Annotated in this window: 17 protein-coding genes; 14 read left to right on the top strand and 3 right to left on the bottom strand. The window is 68.8% G+C overall.

Translation table 11 applies throughout. The features are described 5' to 3' along the window. The first annotated feature begins 60 nt into the window (after positions 1-60). From AB0L97_RS00495 to AB0L97_RS00485, 3 genes are all read left to right on the top strand, one after another. Positions 61-498, top strand: a complete 438-nt coding sequence (locus AB0L97_RS00495) for a helix-turn-helix domain-containing protein (RefSeq protein ID WP_364424330.1) — start codon at positions 61-63, stop codon at positions 496-498. Between the two features lie 111 nt (positions 499-609). Beyond that, positions 610-1,845 carry an ATP-binding protein gene (locus tag AB0L97_RS00490; RefSeq protein ID WP_364424328.1) on the top strand — a complete coding sequence of 412 codons (1,236 nt, stop codon included), beginning with the start codon at positions 610-612 and terminating at the stop codon, positions 1,843-1,845. Next, positions 1,842-2,531: a response regulator transcription factor gene (locus AB0L97_RS00485; RefSeq protein WP_355071912.1), complete on the top strand. Its 690-nt coding sequence runs from the start codon at positions 1,842-1,844 to the stop codon at positions 2,529-2,531. The genes AB0L97_RS00490 and AB0L97_RS00485 overlap by 4 nt, the downstream gene beginning before the upstream one ends. Positions 2,532-2,604: 73 nt before the next feature. Here AB0L97_RS00485 and AB0L97_RS00480 read toward each other — a convergent pair whose 3' ends face one another. Together AB0L97_RS00480 and AB0L97_RS00475 are read right to left on the bottom strand one after the other, a co-directional pair. Then, complete coding sequence (locus AB0L97_RS00480) at positions 2,605-2,934, bottom strand: hypothetical protein (RefSeq protein WP_355071913.1); 330 nt, start codon at positions 2,932-2,934, stop codon at positions 2,605-2,607. A gap of 109 nt (positions 2,935-3,043) precedes the next feature. Further along, positions 3,044-3,916, bottom strand: coding sequence for a hypothetical protein (locus tag AB0L97_RS00475; protein WP_356962593.1), 873 nt, complete (start codon positions 3,914-3,916; stop codon positions 3,044-3,046). Between the two features lie 65 nt (positions 3,917-3,981). Between AB0L97_RS00475 and AB0L97_RS00470 the strand changes: the two genes are divergently transcribed. The 9 genes from AB0L97_RS00470 (at position 3,982) to AB0L97_RS00430 (ending at position 12,541) form a co-directional block, all read left to right on the top strand. Beyond that, complete coding sequence (locus AB0L97_RS00470; RefSeq protein WP_355071917.1) at positions 3,982-5,013, top strand: Ppx/GppA phosphatase family protein; 1,032 nt, start codon at positions 3,982-3,984, stop codon at positions 5,011-5,013. Then, positions 5,010-6,614, top strand: coding sequence for a hypothetical protein (locus AB0L97_RS00465; protein ID WP_364424324.1), 1,605 nt, complete (start codon positions 5,010-5,012; stop codon positions 6,612-6,614). Before AB0L97_RS00470 ends, AB0L97_RS00465 begins: the two co-directional genes overlap by 4 nt. A 110-nt stretch (positions 6,615-6,724) precedes the next feature. Continuing rightward, entirely contained in the window at positions 6,725-7,600 is an 876-nt protein-coding gene (locus AB0L97_RS00460) for a sugar phosphate isomerase/epimerase (RefSeq protein WP_364424322.1), read from the top strand. Between the two features lie 139 nt (positions 7,601-7,739). Continuing rightward, positions 7,740-8,627, top strand: coding sequence for a thioesterase family protein (locus tag AB0L97_RS00455; protein WP_355071921.1), 888 nt, complete (start codon positions 7,740-7,742; stop codon positions 8,625-8,627). A 32-nt stretch (positions 8,628-8,659) separates the two neighbouring features. Next, a complete protein-coding gene (proC, locus tag AB0L97_RS00450; protein ID WP_364424320.1) occupies positions 8,660-9,478 on the top strand; it encodes a pyrroline-5-carboxylate reductase in 819 nt (272 codons plus the stop codon). 148 nt (positions 9,479-9,626) lie between these two features. Beyond that, positions 9,627-9,926 (top strand): helix-turn-helix domain-containing protein, encoded by a 300-nt coding sequence (locus tag AB0L97_RS00445; protein ID WP_364424318.1) that lies wholly within the window; start codon positions 9,627-9,629, stop codon positions 9,924-9,926. A 226-nt stretch (positions 9,927-10,152) separates the two neighbouring features. Next, entirely contained in the window at positions 10,153-10,254 is a 102-nt protein-coding gene (locus tag AB0L97_RS00440) for an AURKAIP1/COX24 domain-containing protein (RefSeq protein ID WP_003402602.1), read from the top strand. Positions 10,255-10,463: 209 nt separating this feature from the next. After that, positions 10,464-11,537 carry an NAD-dependent epimerase/dehydratase family protein gene (locus AB0L97_RS00435; protein WP_355071925.1) on the top strand — a complete coding sequence of 358 codons (1,074 nt, stop codon included), beginning with the start codon at positions 10,464-10,466 and terminating at the stop codon, positions 11,535-11,537. Then, a complete protein-coding gene (locus AB0L97_RS00430; RefSeq protein WP_364424315.1) occupies positions 11,534-12,541 on the top strand; it encodes a lysophospholipid acyltransferase family protein in 1,008 nt (335 codons plus the stop codon). The genes AB0L97_RS00435 and AB0L97_RS00430 overlap by 4 nt, the downstream gene beginning before the upstream one ends. Before the next feature lie 8 nt (positions 12,542-12,549). On the opposite strand, the gene AB0L97_RS00425 is transcribed toward AB0L97_RS00430, so the two are convergent. After that, positions 12,550-13,497 carry an HAD-IB family hydrolase gene (locus AB0L97_RS00425; RefSeq protein ID WP_355072136.1) on the bottom strand — a complete coding sequence of 316 codons (948 nt, stop codon included), beginning with the start codon at positions 13,495-13,497 and terminating at the stop codon, positions 12,550-12,552. 223 nt (positions 13,498-13,720) lie between these two features. Between AB0L97_RS00425 and AB0L97_RS00420 the strand changes: the two genes are divergently transcribed. Together AB0L97_RS00420 and AB0L97_RS00415 are read left to right on the top strand one after the other, a co-directional pair. Next, the gene (locus tag AB0L97_RS00420; RefSeq protein ID WP_355071929.1) at positions 13,721-13,981 is read left to right on the top strand and encodes a glutaredoxin family protein; all 261 of its coding nucleotides are present in this window, start codon (positions 13,721-13,723) and stop codon (positions 13,979-13,981) included. Between the two features lie 240 nt (positions 13,982-14,221). Continuing rightward, positions 14,222-15,049 carry a redox-sensing transcriptional repressor Rex gene (locus tag AB0L97_RS00415; protein WP_355071931.1) on the top strand — a complete coding sequence of 276 codons (828 nt, stop codon included), beginning with the start codon at positions 14,222-14,224 and terminating at the stop codon, positions 15,047-15,049. Positions 15,050-15,057: the final 8 nt, after the last annotated feature.

The following is a 15,057-nucleotide window of genomic DNA, read 5'->3' as shown; positions in this document are numbered from 1 at the left end:
CGACGCTAGGAAATCCGAAAGGCACCCGGAGGTGCGCAACGGCGCTGGCAAGCTGGAGCCGTGAACGCAGTACCGATCGACCCGGTCAGCGCCGAGCGGGTGGAATACGCGCCCTACGGCGACTTCGAATCCGACTGCCCGGCCCGGATGGGTGTGGACATCTTCGGCAACTCCTGGCTACCGGTGCTCGTCTACCTGCTGCGCGGGGGGCCGATGCGTCCGGGCGAGCTGCGCGCGGCCATCGGCGGCATCAGTCAGAAGATGCTGACGCAGACGCTGCGCCGGATGGAACAGATGACGCTGGTGCGCCGGCACCGCTACGCCGAGGCCCCGCCGCGGGTCGAATACGAGCTGACCGAGGCGGGCGTGGACCTATTGACCCCGATCTACGCCCTGGGCGAGTGGGTGGACAAGCACGGTGCGTCGGTGAACGCGGCCCAGGCCGAGGCCGACGACGAAGAAAACCGGCCGCTCGGTGAATACGAGGCGGATACGTGACGTCGAACAGCGCGTAAACATGCGGCTAACGGGGCCGGAAGGGCCTATGACCTGCGCGAAACTTCGTGTACCCCGCGTTGGCCGACCGGTCGGCGACCGTACGATTCAAGTGTGAGTGTTCCCCAGGCCGTGCTGCTGGCCATCTTGGCGGCTGTCGTCGGCCTGGCAGTCGGCGGGCTACTGATCCCGTATGTGAATGCCAGGCAGGCCGCGCGCAGGCAGGCCGACTCCGGTCTCACCATGTCCCAGGTTCTCGACCTGATCGTGCTCGCCTCCGAGAGCGGGATCGCGGTCGTCGACGAATACCGCGACGTAGTGCTGGTCAATCCGCGCGCGGAGGAACTCGGCCTGGTCCGCAATCGCCTGCTCGACGAGCGGGCCTGGGCCGCGGTGGAGAAGGTGCTGGCCACCGGCGAATCCGCGGAGTTCGACCTCACCGCCAAGAATCCGGTCCCCGGCCGCGGCCGCATCGCGGTGCGCGGGGTCGCCAGGCAACTGTCGCGCGAGGAGACCACCTTCACCGTGCTGTTCGCCGACGACGATTCCGAACAGGCGCGCATGGAGGCCACCCGCCGCGACTTCGTGGCCAACGTCAGTCATGAACTCAAGACCCCGGTCGGCGCCATGAGCCTGCTGGCCGAAGCTTTGCTGGAATCCGCCGAAGACCCCGACGCCGTGCGACACTTCGGTCAGCGCGTGCTCGGTGAATCCCGCCGCCTCGGCAAGATGGTGACCGAGCTCATCGCGCTCTCCCGCCTGCAAGGCGCGGAGAAACTGCCCGAACTCGAGGTGGTGGACGTGGACACCGTGGTGATGCAGGCGGTCGACCGTTCCCGCACCGCCGCCGAAGCCGCCGGGATCACGGTCAGCACCGACCGCCCGAGCGGGCTCGAGGTGCTCGGCGACGAAACCCTGCTGGTCACCGCCCTGTCCAACCTGGTGGAGAACGCGATCGCCTACTCGCCGGCCGGTTCCCACGTGTCGGTGAGCCGCTCACTGCGCGGCGATCACGTGGCGATGGCGGTCACCGACCGCGGCATCGGCATCGCCAAAGAGGACCAGGAGCGGGTGTTCGAGCGATTCTTCCGGTCCGACAAGGCGCGTTCGCGCCAGACGGGCGGCACCGGTCTAGGCCTGGCTATCGTCAAACACGTGGCCGCCAACCACAACGGGGAAATCACCCTGTGGAGCAAGTTGGGCACCGGATCGACGTTCACCTTGCGCATACCCGCCCATCACGAAGCAGGCGCCGACGACGACCACGACGACGCCGTGGTTGGCACGAATGAAACAAGCCCGCGTCCTCTGGGACCGGGCCGACCGAATGGTGTGGAGGCACGCAGATGACGAGTGTTCTGATCGTCGAGGATGAGGAGTCGCTGGCCGATCCGCTCGCGTTCCTGCTGCGCAAGGAGGGTTTCGAGGTCACCGTCGTCGGTGACGGGCCGTCCGCGCTCGCCGAGTTCGACCGGTCCGGTGCGGACATCGTCCTGCTCGACCTGATGCTGCCCGGCATGAGCGGCACCGACGTGTGCAAGCAGTTGCGCACCCGCAGCGGCGTCCCGGTGATCATGGTCACCGCGCGCGACAGCGAGATCGACAAGGTGGTCGGCTTGGAGCTGGGCGCCGACGACTATGTCACCAAACCGTATTCCGCCCGCGAGCTCATCGCGCGCATCCGCGCCGTACTGCGCCGAGGCGCCGGCGACGAGCTGGAGGGCTCCAACGAGAGCGGCGTGCTGGAAGCGGGTCCGGTCCGGATGGACGTCGACCGGCACACCGTGATGGTGAACGGTAAGCCGGTCACCTTGCCGCTCAAGGAGTTCGACCTGCTCGAATACCTGCTGCGCAACTCCGGGCGGGTGCTCACCCGCGGCCAGCTGATCGACCGCGTGTGGGGCGCCGACTACGTCGGCGACACCAAGACCCTCGACGTGCACGTCAAGCGGCTGCGCTCGAAGATCGAGACGGATCCGGCCAAGCCGGAACACCTGGTCACCGTGCGCGGCTTGGGCTACAAACTGGAGGCGTGAGCGCTCCGCGCGGCGAGAACCCGCAACGGCCGAGAGCACTGCGGTGCTCTCGGCCGTTGCGTTCAGCGGTGTGTCAGGGGACGTAGATCCACGTGGTGCCGAGGGGGGTCTCGGTCTTCTGCAGGGTGATCCAGCCCAGATCGTCTTCCTGCATGCAGTCGTAGAGATCGACGGTGTTGGTACCGCGGCAGGCGATGGTGTGGGAGGTGCCGTACGGGCTCGCGATCAGGAGCTTGCCCGCGGCCTTGGCGTTGACCGCGGCCGGATCGGTGGCCGACACGAACTCCGTGGTGAAGTCGAAGAACTTGTGCGGGTCGCCGTTCGGCTCGGCGTGGGCTACTCCGGTCAGCGAGAGGGCGGCGCCCAGGGCGATGGTGGCCGCGGTGAGAACTTTCTTGGACATAACGGCACATCAAACCCGATCCGGGTAAAGCTCGCATGGCGACGGGGTGAACCGCCCGGCGAATCGGTCCGCCGACCGCGGCCGACCGAGCGCCCGACCGGCAAACTGGTCAGGCGAACGGATCCGTGGATTCGCGCATCCGCTCGGCGTGCACCGTCGCCGGGTGGACGGCGATCAGGCCGAGGCCCTCGCGGCGCTTGCAGTGCCTGGCCAGCTCCGCGTAGGCGGGCGCGCCGATCAGTTCGGTCAGCTCCGGTGCGTAGGACTGCCACACCGGCTTGCTGCCGACATGGGCGTCGGGAGAGCCGGAGCAGTACCAGTCCAGATCGGCGCCGCCCGGCCCCCAGCCGCGGCGGTCGTATTCGGTGATCACGGTGCGCAGGATCTGCACGCCGTCGGGCCGGTCCACCCAGTCCTGGGTGCGGCGGATCGGCAGCTGCCAGCACACGTCCGGCTTCACCTCCAGCGGCTCGATGCCGCGCCGCAGCGCCATGGAGTGCAGGGCGCAGCCGATGCCTCCCGCGAAGCCGGGACGGTTGAGGAAGATGCACGCGCCGTCGAACCGGCGCGTGCGCAGCGCGGGCTCGTCGTCCAGTTCGTCGAGTTCCAGGTAGCCGCTCTTGGTGACTTTGCCCTGCGCGTTGGTCGCCTCGTCCCGCAGCTGCCAGTCCTCGGGTGTGAGCATCTTCACAGCGCGGCTCAGTCGTTTGCGGTCGTCCTCGTCGGAGAGGAACGCGCCGTGCGAGCAGCAGCCGTCGTCCGGCCGGTCGGCCAGGATGCCCTGACAGGCCGGGGTGCCGAACACGCACGTCCACCGCGACAGCAACCAAGTCAGATCCGCGACGATCAGATGCTCGTCATTTGCCGGATCTACGAACTCGATCCACTCACGGGGAAAGTCCGGATCGACTTCCGGGGCCGGGTCGATCTTCCCCGCTGGTCGGGGCCGGGTCGGGCTGCTCGGTGATGCGCCTACCGTCACGAAATAGGACGCTAACAGTTCAGTCGCCTGGGCTGAAGTGCCACACCACCCAGTACCGTGTTCATGTGCGGCTTGGGGTACTCGATGTCGGAAGCAATACCGTTCACCTGCTCGTGGTGGACGCGCATCGTGGCGGTCACCCCCTGCCGATGAGCTCGACGAAAGCCACCTTGCGGCTCGCGGAGAACATCGACGTCGCCGGTCGAATCACCGAGGCGGGCGCGCAGCGGCTGATCGACACCGTGGCCGAATTCGCCAGCATCGCCGAGACGTCCAGATGCGTCGAACTGATGCCGTTCGCCACCTCGGCGCTGCGGGAGGCGGCCAATTCCGAGGAGGTACTCGGTCGCGTGCGCGAGTCGACCGGAGTCGACCTGCGGGTGCTGTCCGGCGTCGACGAGGCGCGGCTGACCTTCCTCGCGGTGCGCCGCTGGTACGGCTGGAGCGCCGGGCGCATTCTCAACCTGGACATCGGCGGCGGATCGCTCGAGATGACCAACGGCGGCGACGAGGAACCCGACGTCGCGCTGTCCTTGCAGCTGGGTGCGGGCCGGTTGACCAGGGAGTGGCTGCGCGAGGACCCGCCGGGCAAGCGCCGGGTCGCCGTGCTGCGGGACTGGCTCGACGCCGAGCTGGTGGTACCGGCGAAGAAGCTGCTCGAGCCGGGCAAGCCCGATCTCGCCGTTGGCACCTCGAAGACCTTCCGGTCGCTGGCACGGCTCACCGGAGCGGCACCCTCCGCGGCGGGTCCGCGGGTGCGTCGTACACTCACGAGCTCGGGTCTGCGCCAACTGATTGCGTTCATCTCGCGGATGACGGCGGCGGACCGTGCAGAATTGGAAGGCGTAAGTTCCGATCGGTCACAGCAATTGGTGGCCGGCGCACTGGTCGCGGAGGCGAGTATGCGGGCACTTTCGCTCGATACTTTGGAGATTTGCCCGTGGGCGCTGCGTGAAGGGCTGATCCTGCGCAAACTGGATACCGATATGAATGGTGGACCCGAAGCAACGTACTCAGCGGGCACGGCGACCGGTGACGGTCGGCCCGCGCCCGGCGGCGCGCCTTCGCCGGGCTCGATCGGGACGGTGTCGTCATGAGCGAGGATTCCAAACAGCTGTCGGTCGCGGAACTGCTGGCGCGTAACGGCCAGCAGAGCGGAGGCTCGTCCGGCGGTGGCAGACGTCGCCGCAGTGGCCGTGGCATCTCCGTCGCCGAACTGACCGGCGACCTGCCGGTCATCCGGGACGGCGGTGGCCACTCCGCGCACGCGGCGCCGGATTCCGACGCGGAGGAGCCCGCCTACGCGGCCCCCTCGTTCGATCCGCCCGCGCCGGAACCGGTTTCCTACTCACCCGAGCCGCAGCCCGATCCGTCGTCGTATTCGCCCATGTCGGGCCCGATTTCGATGTACGACCCGCTGGCCGGTTACGCGCAGCCGGACCCGCCGCAGGCCGATCCGCCGCCCGGGCGATCCAACCGGGTCATGCCCGGCCGGGAGATGCCCTCTTCGCGGCACGGCACGTCCTTCGATCCGCTGTCGCCGGATACTCCGGTGTCCGATCTGTTCTCGGTCGCGCCCGGTCCGTACGCCCCCGACCCACTGGCGGGTGTGCCCGAGACGCCCCCGCGCTCGGGGCGCAGGCGCAGGCGGGAGGAACCCGAAGAAGAGGCCACCGAGGTACGGTCCTGGCACGAGGCCCCGCCCGAGCCGTTCGGCCGGGACGCGCTGTCCGACCGCGGGGTCGGTGAACCGGCCCGCAACGGCCACGGAGAGCGGGACGCACCCGGCTTCGGCCGTTCGCCGCTGCCCGAACGCAACGGCGCCAGGGGCGGGCGCGCGGCCAGGCGCAGAGCGGCGGAGGCCGCGGAAGCCGCCGAGGATCTCGGTCCGTCCACCGCGGCCTGGTCCCCGTCCACCGGCGGTTTCGCCCCGGAATCGGAACCGCTGCCCCTTCCGCCGCCGCCCGATCCGAGACCGAAGCCGACCAGGCCCGCTCCGCCCGAGCCGCAGCAGGAGGCACATCGAAGATCAGCCCGCCGCGAGGGCGTCGGCGAGAACGGACTACCGGCCTGGTCGGCCCGCCGGCACAAGCCGCAGGCCGATTCCGCGCCGGAATCCGTCGGCATCCCGACCGCCGCGTGGTCGCTGGCCAGCCAGGATCAGCAGTTGCTCTCCGGCCAGACGGTCGCGGGCGACCTGCTGCGCGACGGCGTCGACCGGGCCGAACGCGGCGCGGCGGCGCGCAACGGCAGAGGCGGTCGCGGTAGGCGTGCCGCGGCCGAGGCCGCGGAACTGGACGGCGTCACCGACGTATACGAGCCGATCGCGCTGGACGAGGACGAAGACGACGAGGACGACATCGTCGACGAACCTCGCGTCACCAGCCGGGCCACCTCGCGCCGGTCCCGGGCCGTCAAGAAGGCGGAGGACGACGAGAACCGGCGCCAGTGGATGATCCTCGGCGGCCAGAGCACCGGCGCCGCCGTCGCGGGCATGCTGCTGTTCAAGGGCTTCGAGCGGATGTGGGAGATGCTCCCCTGGGTCGCGCTGGCCCTGGCGATGATCGTGATTCTCGGCCTGGTGGCCCTCGTGCGGATCCTGCGCAGGACCGACGACATCCTCAGCACGGTGATCGCCGTCGTCGTGGGCATCTTCGTCACCCTGGGGCCACTGGCCTTTCTTCTCAGCACGAACTGAGCATGGAGCAAGTCGTGGCGAATATCGGGCAGGCGAACGAGACCGGGTCGCGTACAGGCGAGGGATCGCCAGGAGATACCGGGGGCGCCTCCCGGCCGAGGGAGATCCGGGTGGGGCTCTCGACCGCCTCGGTGTACCCGCAGAACACGGAGGCCGCGTTCCGTTACGCCGCCGAACTCGGCTACGACGGCGTCGAGCTGATGGTCTGGGCCGAGCCCGCCAGCCAGAGCATCGCCACCGTGCAGGCGTATTCGCGCAGATACGGCGTTCCGGTGCTCGCGTTGCACGCTCCGTGCCTGCTGATCTCGCAGCGGGTATGGGGTTCGGATCCGGTGGCCAAGCTCGAGCGCAGCGTGCACACCGCCCAGGCGCTCGGCGCGGGCACTGTCGTCGTGCACCCGCCGTTCCGCTGGCAGCGCCGCTATGCGGCCGGGTTCGCGGCGCAGGTGGCCGAGCTCGAGGAGAGCAGCCCGGTGATCGTGGCGGTGGAGAACATGTTCCCGATGCGGGCGGACACGCTGTTCGGCCGACGCGAAGGCGCGGTGCGCCGCCTGGAGCGCCGTGGCCCGGGTCCGGCGCTCACCGCCTTCAGCCCCTCCTACGACCCGACCGACACCGGGTTCCGCCACTACACCCTGGACCTGTCCCATACCGCCACCGCGGGAGCCGACCCATTGGCGCTGGCGGCCCGCATGGGCGCGGGTCTGGTCCATCTGCACCTGGCCGACGGCCGAGGCGCCGCGCACGATGAACATCTCGTTCCGGGCGATGGCACCCAGCCGTGCGTGGAAGTGTGCGCGAGCATGGTCCGCAGCGGTTTCACCGGCCAGGTCGTCGCCGAGATCAACACGCAGAACGCGCGCACGACCAAGGAGCGGGCCGAGATGTTGCATCGCACGCTGGCCTTCGCCCGCAAGCATCTGACCGAGGCCGCCGCGCCCACTCCCGCCGGCGCGCGGCACAGCTCGCCCGAACCGCCGATGTGACGCTCGTCGCTACTCCGGTATGCGGCCATGGGGTCGGTCGCCGGTTGCGTTGTACGTTGTACGAACCCGTTGCCGACAGTGTGGTCGCGAGGCCGCGAACGACGCCATCGGGTGCGGTCGACGCAGGACAGGAGTGAGGATGACGACGGAGCTGACGGCCGAATTCGGCCCGGCGGCCACGACCGACGCACCGTTCAGCCAGGTGTGCGCGCTGGAACCGGCGCCGCCGCGGACCCCGGACACCGGCCGCTACCTGGGCTTCATCGACGACATCTGGACCATCGGCCCGAAGGTGCACGGCGGGACGATGGTCGCGGGCAGCGCGGCCGCGGCGACGAATTGGCTGCGTGCCGCCGATCCAGCGCTGGTCGGGATGGCGCCGGTCGCCGCGAGTTCCGATTTCCTCGGCGCGCCGAACCCCGGCGAGGTCGAATACGAGGTGCGCCTGCGGAAGATCGGTCGCCAGATCTGCCTGGCCGACGCCGACCTCGTCCAGAACGGCCGCGTCCTGGTGCGCACGGCGCTGACGTTCAGCCGCCTCGACGACGCCAACCCGATCTACGCGCCCGAGCACTCCGACATGCCCACGGAGCCGCCCGCCGATGCCATCGGCTACGAGCCCGGCTCCCAGATGGGCGACATCGTGCACGTCGGCCGAGGCGCCGACATCTATCTCGACCGCGACTGGGCCCGCTTCCTCGCGGGCGCGAAGGGCGAGCCGCGCCTGCGGCTGTGGATTCGTCCGCGACCGGGCGACGAGCAGGACCCGGACGTCGCGATGTACTTCGCCATGATGAGCGCCGACATGAGCCCGCCGGTCCCGATGAACCTCGGCCACTTCGGCTGGGCGCCCACCGTGCAGATGACCACCTACCTGCGTCGTAGGCCCGCGCCGGGCTGGCTGCGGATCGTCGCCACCACGCACGAGGTGGGCGAGCGCATGTTCGACGAAGATCAGCTGGTGCTGGACTCGACCGGCGCGGTCGTCGCGCAGAGTCGTCAGCTGGCGCTCGTTCCCCAGCGCTGAGCCGCCGCGCGCGCCGTCTAGCCTTGAGGCCCATGACGAGAATTGCGGTGATCGGTGGCGGGCGCATCGGGGAGGCGTTGGTCGCCGGGTTGCTGGAGTCCGGGCGGCTGACCAAGGATTTGGTCGTCGTGGAGACGCATCGGGAACGGGCCCATCAGCTCGCCGACCGCTTCGGCGTCCGGGTCACCGACGACCTCGCCGATGCCGCGGTCGGCGCGGATCTGCTGGTGATCGCGGTGAAACCTGGCGATGTGGACGCCGTGCTCGCGCCGCTGGGCAAGGCGGAGATCGGCAGCGACCGCGATCAGGTGCTGGTGTCGCTTGCGGCCGGTGTGCCGACCGCTCGACTGGAGGGCAAAATGCCCGCCGGGTTCCCCGTGGTGCGGGTGATGGCGAATACGCCGATGCTGGTGGGGCAGGGGATGAGCGTCATCGCGCCGGGGCGCTATGCGCGCGAGCGGCATCTGGAACTGGTGACCGAGATGCTCGGCGCGGTCGGCAAGGTGGTCACCGTGGCGGAGAGCCAGATGGACGCCGTCACCGCGGTGTCCGGATCCGGGCCCGCCTACTTCTTCCTGGTCGTCGAGGCCTTGGTGGACGCGGGCGTCGGCCTCGGGCTCACCAGGGATGTGGCCACCCAGCTCGTCGTGCAGACCATGGTCGGCTCGGCCGCCCTGCTGGACAGTTCGACCCAGACCGCGGCGGAGTTGCGCGCCGCGGTGACCTCGCCCGCGGGCACCACCGCGGCCGCGATCCGCGAACTCGAGCGCGGAGGACTACGCTCGGCATTCTGGGAAGCCCTCTTCGCATCGAAGGAACGGTCGGTCGAACAGGGCGCATCAGCGGAGTGACCGGTCTGTTCGAAATCGGAAAACCCGATTTCTCACACCCGTCGCAGTAACACCACTGGTCCCGCTAAGCTTCAAGGAGCACGTGCGTGTCTGTTCCGCCGGTGGGGAAGCCGGCGGCGCGGACGTGCCGGAGGTCAATGGTGCAATGATGTCTGCGAACAAGATGTCTGCGAATTCCGGAGCGTCCGGCGGCTCCGGTCCCGCAGCAGGTCGGGGGAATTCCCGCGCACAGCGTGAGGCCGCGACACAGGGGCAACCTGTACTCGGCGGCGGCACCCAGTTTCTCACCGTCGCCGAAGTGGCGAGTCTGATGCGGGTGTCCAAGATGACGGTCTACCGGCTCGTGCACTCGGGCGAGTTGCCCGCCGTGCGCGTCGGACGATCGTTCCGGGTGCACGCCAAGGCGGTGCACGACTATCTGGAAACGTCCTATTTCGACGCCGGATGAGGCGGTTTCGGTACCGCTGGGGCGTGACGGTACGATAGCTCCTCGGTTCGTGTTCGCCCGCCGGTGGCATCGTTGTTCGTTGCCCCGTGGTATCCGGCGGCGCGAACACGGGGCGTGAGGCTTGCCGAGTGACCCCGGCCCGTCGGCCGGGGCGCGGCAGACGGGCGTCCGGCAATCGCGCACGGGCAGCGTGCGCGCCGAGTAGAGAGAACGCGAGGACAACCCTATGGGTTCTGTGATCAAGAAGCGCCGCAAGCGCATGTCGAAGAAGAAGCACCGCAAGCTGCTTCGCCGCACGCGTGTTCAGCGGCGCAAACTCGGCAAGTAGGCATCGCTGCGTGGTAGCTGCGCGAGCCCGTCACCAATAGGTGACGGGCTCTTTTATTTGAAACTTGAAATTTTGGAATCACCGTTTGTATCACGTGACTGAAGTCATCGTTAGATCCTGGTTAATACTCTCGGTGCGCGGGTAGGTAACCGCTACGCTGGGCACTGGGAATAATCACAAGGGCGGCTGGCAAGGGAAAGCGGGTGCCGGTGAGTTCTGAGGGTCGGGAAGTGTACGCGCCGAAGGTCGTGCTGGTCACCGGGGCCAGCCGGTTCTTCGGCGGCACGGTCGTCGCCCGCCTCGCCCAGCAACCCGCGATCGAGCGGATCCTCGCCGTCGACACGATGACGCCGAGCCGAGAGTTGCAGCGGCGCATGGGCCGCGCGGAATTCGTCCGGGCGGACATTCGAAATCCGTTGATCCGTAAGGTGATCGATGGTGGCGAGGTGGATACCGTGGTGCACACCGCGCTGCTGACGCGCCCGCCCGCGGGCGGCGGTCGCGCGGTGATGAAGGATTACAACGTCCTCGGCGCGATGCAGCTGTTCGCGGTGTGCCAGAAGGTGGCTTCGGTGCGCCGGGTGGTGCTGCGCTCCTCGTCGGCGGTTTACGGTTGCAGCGCCAAGGATCCCGCGAAATTCACCGAGGAAATGAGCGCGCGTACACCGCCGCGCGGTGGCTTCGCGCGGGACATGATCGATATAGAGGGTTATGTTCGCGGGCTGGCCCGGCGGCGCCCCGATATCGCCACGTCAATTCTGCGATTCGCCCCCATCGTCGGCCCGCGGCTGGCCGCCCGCGGCGCGCAATATCTGCGTTCGCCGGTGACCCCGACCGTATTCGGCCGGGACGCCAGAATGCAGCTGCTGCACGAGGAGGACGCGGTGGCCGCGTTGACCCACGCGGCGCGCGGCGCGGCAGGTGGCACGTACAACATCGCGGGCGACGGCGCGCTCTCGCTGTCGCAGGCGGTCCGGCGGGCGGGCCGGATCGAGTTGCCCGTTCCCTTCACGGTGTTCCGCACCGCGGGTCGCCTGCTCATGGGCCCGGTGCTGCGGGAGTTCTCCGCCGAACAGCTCGACTATTTCCACTTCGGTTGTGGCCTGGACACCACGCGCATGCGCACCGAATTCGGGTTCGTGCCGCGCTGGACGACGGTGCAGGCATTCGACGACTTCATCGGGGGCGCAGCGTTGCGGCCCGTGGTCGATCCAGCGTGGATCGACGCCGCAGAACACAAACTGCTCGGCCTGCTCGGGGCCGGTACGGGAGCACACCAATGAACGACGTAGCGAAAGTCATCCGACTCCACGACCTCCAGATCGAGGCGCGCCAGCGGCCGGCGCCACGCAGGCTGGCCGCTTCGAGTCCGGTGACGTCGCTGGTGGAGCGGCGCGCGGCGGTCGCGCCCGCCGCGCCCCAGTCGCTGTCGGGCATGCTGCGCGGCGCGCTCGGCAAGCAGATCTCCAAGACCGCGGATTTCGCGCGCCGCAGGCTCACCGGCGACTACCAGGTCGACGAGTTCGGTTTCGACGAGCATCTGCTCGAGTCGGTCATCCTGCCCGCCCTGCGTCCGCTGTCGGACCTGTGGTTCCGGGTGGAGGTCAGCGGCATGGACAATCTCCCGGAAGCCGGCGGCGCGCTGATCGTGGCCAACCACGCGGGCACCGTGCCGATCGACGGTCTGATGCTGCAGCTGGCCGTGCACGATCGGCATCCCAAGCAGCGCGCGTTGCGCTTGCTGGCGGCCGACCTGATCTTCGAGACGCCGGTGCTCGGGGTGCTGGCTCGCCGGGCGGGCCACACGCTGGCCTGCCGGGAGGACGCCGAACGGCTGCTGCGCTCCGGCGAGCTGACCGGCGTGTTCCCCGAAGGGTTCAAGGGCGTCGGCAAGCAGTACACCGATCGCTACAAGCTGCAGCGCTTCGGTCGCGGCGGCTTCGTCGCCGCCGCGGTGCGCACCGGCGTGCCGATCATCCCGTGCTCCATCGTCGGCTCCGAGGAGATCTACCCGAAGCTGGCCGACCTCAAGCCGCTGGCCCGGCTCCTGGGTCTCCCGTATTTCCCGGTGACGCCGCTTTTCCCGCACCTCGGCCCGCTGGGCGCGGTGCCCCTGCCGTCGAAGTGGTACATCGAATTCGGCGCCCCCATCCCGACCGCGCCGTACGAGCCCGAGGCCGCCGACGACCCGATGACCATGTTCGAGGTCACCGACCAAGTGCGCGAGACCATCCAGCAGACGCTCTACAAACTGCTCACCAAACGCCGCAACGTTTTCACGGGGTAGCGGATGCGCTAGTGACCGTCGCGGCGGCGGGTTACCGCCGCCGCTACGGCACCGCCCGCTGCGCCGAGGGCCAGGGCGGTGGGTACGCCGATCTTTGCCGCCTTGCGGCCGGTTCGGAAGTCGCGGATCTCCCAGCCGCGGTTCTTGGCGACCTCGCGTAGATCCGAGTCCGGGTTGATCGCGACGGCGGTGCCGACCAGCGAGAGCATCGGCACGTCGTTGTGGCTGTCGGAGTACGCGGTGCACCGCTTGAGGTTCAGGCCCTCGCGGATCGCCAGGGTGCGCACCGCATGCGCTTTGCCGAGTCCGTGCAGGATGTCGCCAACCAGGCGGCCGGTGAACTTCCCGTCGACACTCTCGGCCACGGTGCCCAGCGCTCCGGTGAGCCCGAGCCGCTTCGCGATCACCTGCGCCAGCTCCACCGGGGTCGCGGTCACCAGCCACACCTGCTGGCCCGCGTCCAGGTGCATCTGCGCGAGCGCGCGGGTGCCGGGCCAGATCTTGTCGGCGATGATCTCGTCGTAGATCTCCTCGCCCAGCGCGGCCAGTTCGGCGGTCGAGCGCCCGGCGATGAACGCCAGCGCCTTCTCCTTGCCGCTGGCCATGTCGGTGCTGCTCTCCTTGCCGGTGACCCGGAACTTCACCTGTTTCCAGGCGACATCCACCAGATCGGAGGTCTTGAAGTACTTGCGTGCCGCCAGACCGCGGGCGAAATGCACGATCGAGGCGCCCTGCACCATCGTGTTGTCGACGTCGAAGAACGCCGCCGCGGTCAGGTCCCGCGGCGCCTCGGGACCAGCGGCCTCCACCTCGCCCGCGGCGAGCTCGGCGTCGTGCAGGGTCAGCGCCGCGTCCGCGCTCGCCTCACCGGCCAGATTGGCCCGCAATTCCTCTTCAGTCGGGCCGAAGGGGCTGCGCGAGATGCGGGCGAGCTGGTCCTGCAGACCCTGGCCCATCTGGCTCAGATTCCACCGCGCCGGAAACTCACCGAATCGTCCCGCGATGAATCCGGCCCTCGCCACCTTCGATCGTTCCGGCACCAGTACCTCCGCCCGTCGCGCGAACCATGTCAACAGTAGCCGGATCGGCCGACAGTCACGGCAGAAGGCGGCGCGCGACACAATCGCGTGGCGCGCACCGAGCCCGCATGGCGTTCCGGCCGCTGATTGAATTCCGGTCATGACCAATCACACACATTCGGTGACATTGCTGACTCGCGCGGGCTGTGGACTGTGTGCGACGGCACTGGAACAGCTGCGCGTGATCTGCGCCGAATTCGGTTTCGAACCGGCGACCGTCGACGTCGACGAAGCCGCCGCTACCGACCCTGGCCTGCGCGCGGAGTACGGCGACCGGCTTCCCGTCGTCCTGCTCGACGGCCGCGAACACAGCTATTTCGATGTCGACGAGACTCGATTGCGGGCCGACCTGGAGCGCTGAGCGCGCCGTTTTCCGTCCGATTCGGCCACTGTGCTGGTCGCAGCGGAAAATGAGGCCAATTTCACCGACTTTGTGCAGGGCTTCACAAGCAGTTACGGTGGTGGCAACGCGACCCGCATGCCGAGGCTGCGGAGCCGCCCCGAAATCCGAAACTTCGACACCATGGCACCGGACCGCCCCCGGGTCAGAAGGGTCGAGCGACGAACCGGAGCCCGAGGCCCGGGACGAGGAGCCGACGACGTGACAGAGCAGCATGAGGCGCCAGGCGGCGTCTCCGGCAGGGCTCTGCAGAAGGACATCCCGCAGGCAACCGTCGCGCGGCTGGCTACCTATCTTCGGGTCCTCGCCATGTTGGCCGACGACGGTGTTGCCATCGTATCGAGTGAGGAACTGGCTGTCGCGGCGGGTGTCAATTCGGCCAAATTGCGCAAGGATCTATCCTTCCTCGGCCCCAACGGCGTTCGCGGCGTCGGCTACGACGTGGCCAAGCTCCGCTCCCGGATCGAGGATGTGCTCGGTCTGTCGCAGGGCCACCGTGTCGTGCTGGTCGGCGCGGGAAACCTCGGCCGGGCACTGGTGGGCTACGGCGGGTTTCAGCGGCGCGGTTTCACCGTGGTCGGCATTCTCGACAGCGACCCCGCGGTGATCGGCATGCCGGTCGCCGGACTGGTGGTGCGCGACGTCGCGGAGCTGGCCGCGGCGGTCGCCGAGCTGGAGCCGACCATCGCGGTGATCACCGTTCCCGACGACGCGGCCCAGGACGTGTGCGATCGGCTCGTCGCGTTCGGACTGCAGTCGATTCTGAGTTTCGCCCCCTGCGAGCTGGTCGCACCGGCCACGGTCGAGGTCCGTCGTGTCGACCTGGCCGTCGAGATGCAGATGCTGTCGTTCGAACGGGTGCGCAACGCGGAGCAGGCTCCGCTGCCGGTCGCGCACGCCGGGTCGGGTCGCATCGCGCACCGCCTGCCGACTTCGCATCCGGCACTCCAGCACTCGGCAACCCCGCATACGGCAACCTCGCATACGGCAACGGAGCCAAGCAGCAAGGGATCGGTGGTCACACCATGAGTGAGCGC

Origin of the sequence: Nocardia sp. NPDC051911 (assembly GCF_040681035.1) — a bacterium.
GTDB lineage: Bacteria > Actinomycetota > Actinomycetes > Mycobacteriales > Mycobacteriaceae > Nocardia > Nocardia sichangensis.
This window is presented reverse-complemented; position numbering and strand designations above follow the sequence as displayed.

What these genes read in the sequence shown, in the direction of transcription:
- AB0L97_RS00485 (WP_355071912.1), top strand. Translation starts at nt 1,842, where the DNA reads ATGACGAGTGTTCTGATCGTCGAGGATGAGGAGTCGCTGGCCGATCCG.
- AB0L97_RS00480 (WP_355071913.1), bottom strand. Translation starts at nt 2,934, where the DNA reads ATGTCCAAGAAAGTTCTCACCGCGGCCACCATCGCCCTGGGCGCCGCC.
- AB0L97_RS00465 (WP_364424324.1), top strand. Translation starts at nt 5,010, where the DNA reads ATGAGCGAGGATTCCAAACAGCTGTCGGTCGCGGAACTGCTGGCGCGT.
- AB0L97_RS00455 (WP_355071921.1), top strand. Translation starts at nt 7,740, where the DNA reads ATGACGACGGAGCTGACGGCCGAATTCGGCCCGGCGGCCACGACCGAC.
- proC (WP_364424320.1), top strand. Translation starts at nt 8,660, where the DNA reads ATGACGAGAATTGCGGTGATCGGTGGCGGGCGCATCGGGGAGGCGTTG.
- AB0L97_RS00445 (WP_364424318.1), top strand. Translation starts at nt 9,627, where the DNA reads ATGTCTGCGAACAAGATGTCTGCGAATTCCGGAGCGTCCGGCGGCTCC.
- AB0L97_RS00440 (WP_003402602.1), top strand. Translation starts at nt 10,153, where the DNA reads ATGGGTTCTGTGATCAAGAAGCGCCGCAAGCGCATGTCGAAGAAGAAG.
- AB0L97_RS00430 (WP_364424315.1), top strand. Translation starts at nt 11,534, where the DNA reads ATGAACGACGTAGCGAAAGTCATCCGACTCCACGACCTCCAGATCGAG.
- AB0L97_RS00425 (WP_355072136.1), bottom strand. Translation starts at nt 13,497, where the DNA reads ATGGGCCAGGGTCTGCAGGACCAGCTCGCCCGCATCTCGCGCAGCCCC.
- AB0L97_RS00420 (WP_355071929.1), top strand. Translation starts at nt 13,721, where the DNA reads ATGACCAATCACACACATTCGGTGACATTGCTGACTCGCGCGGGCTGT.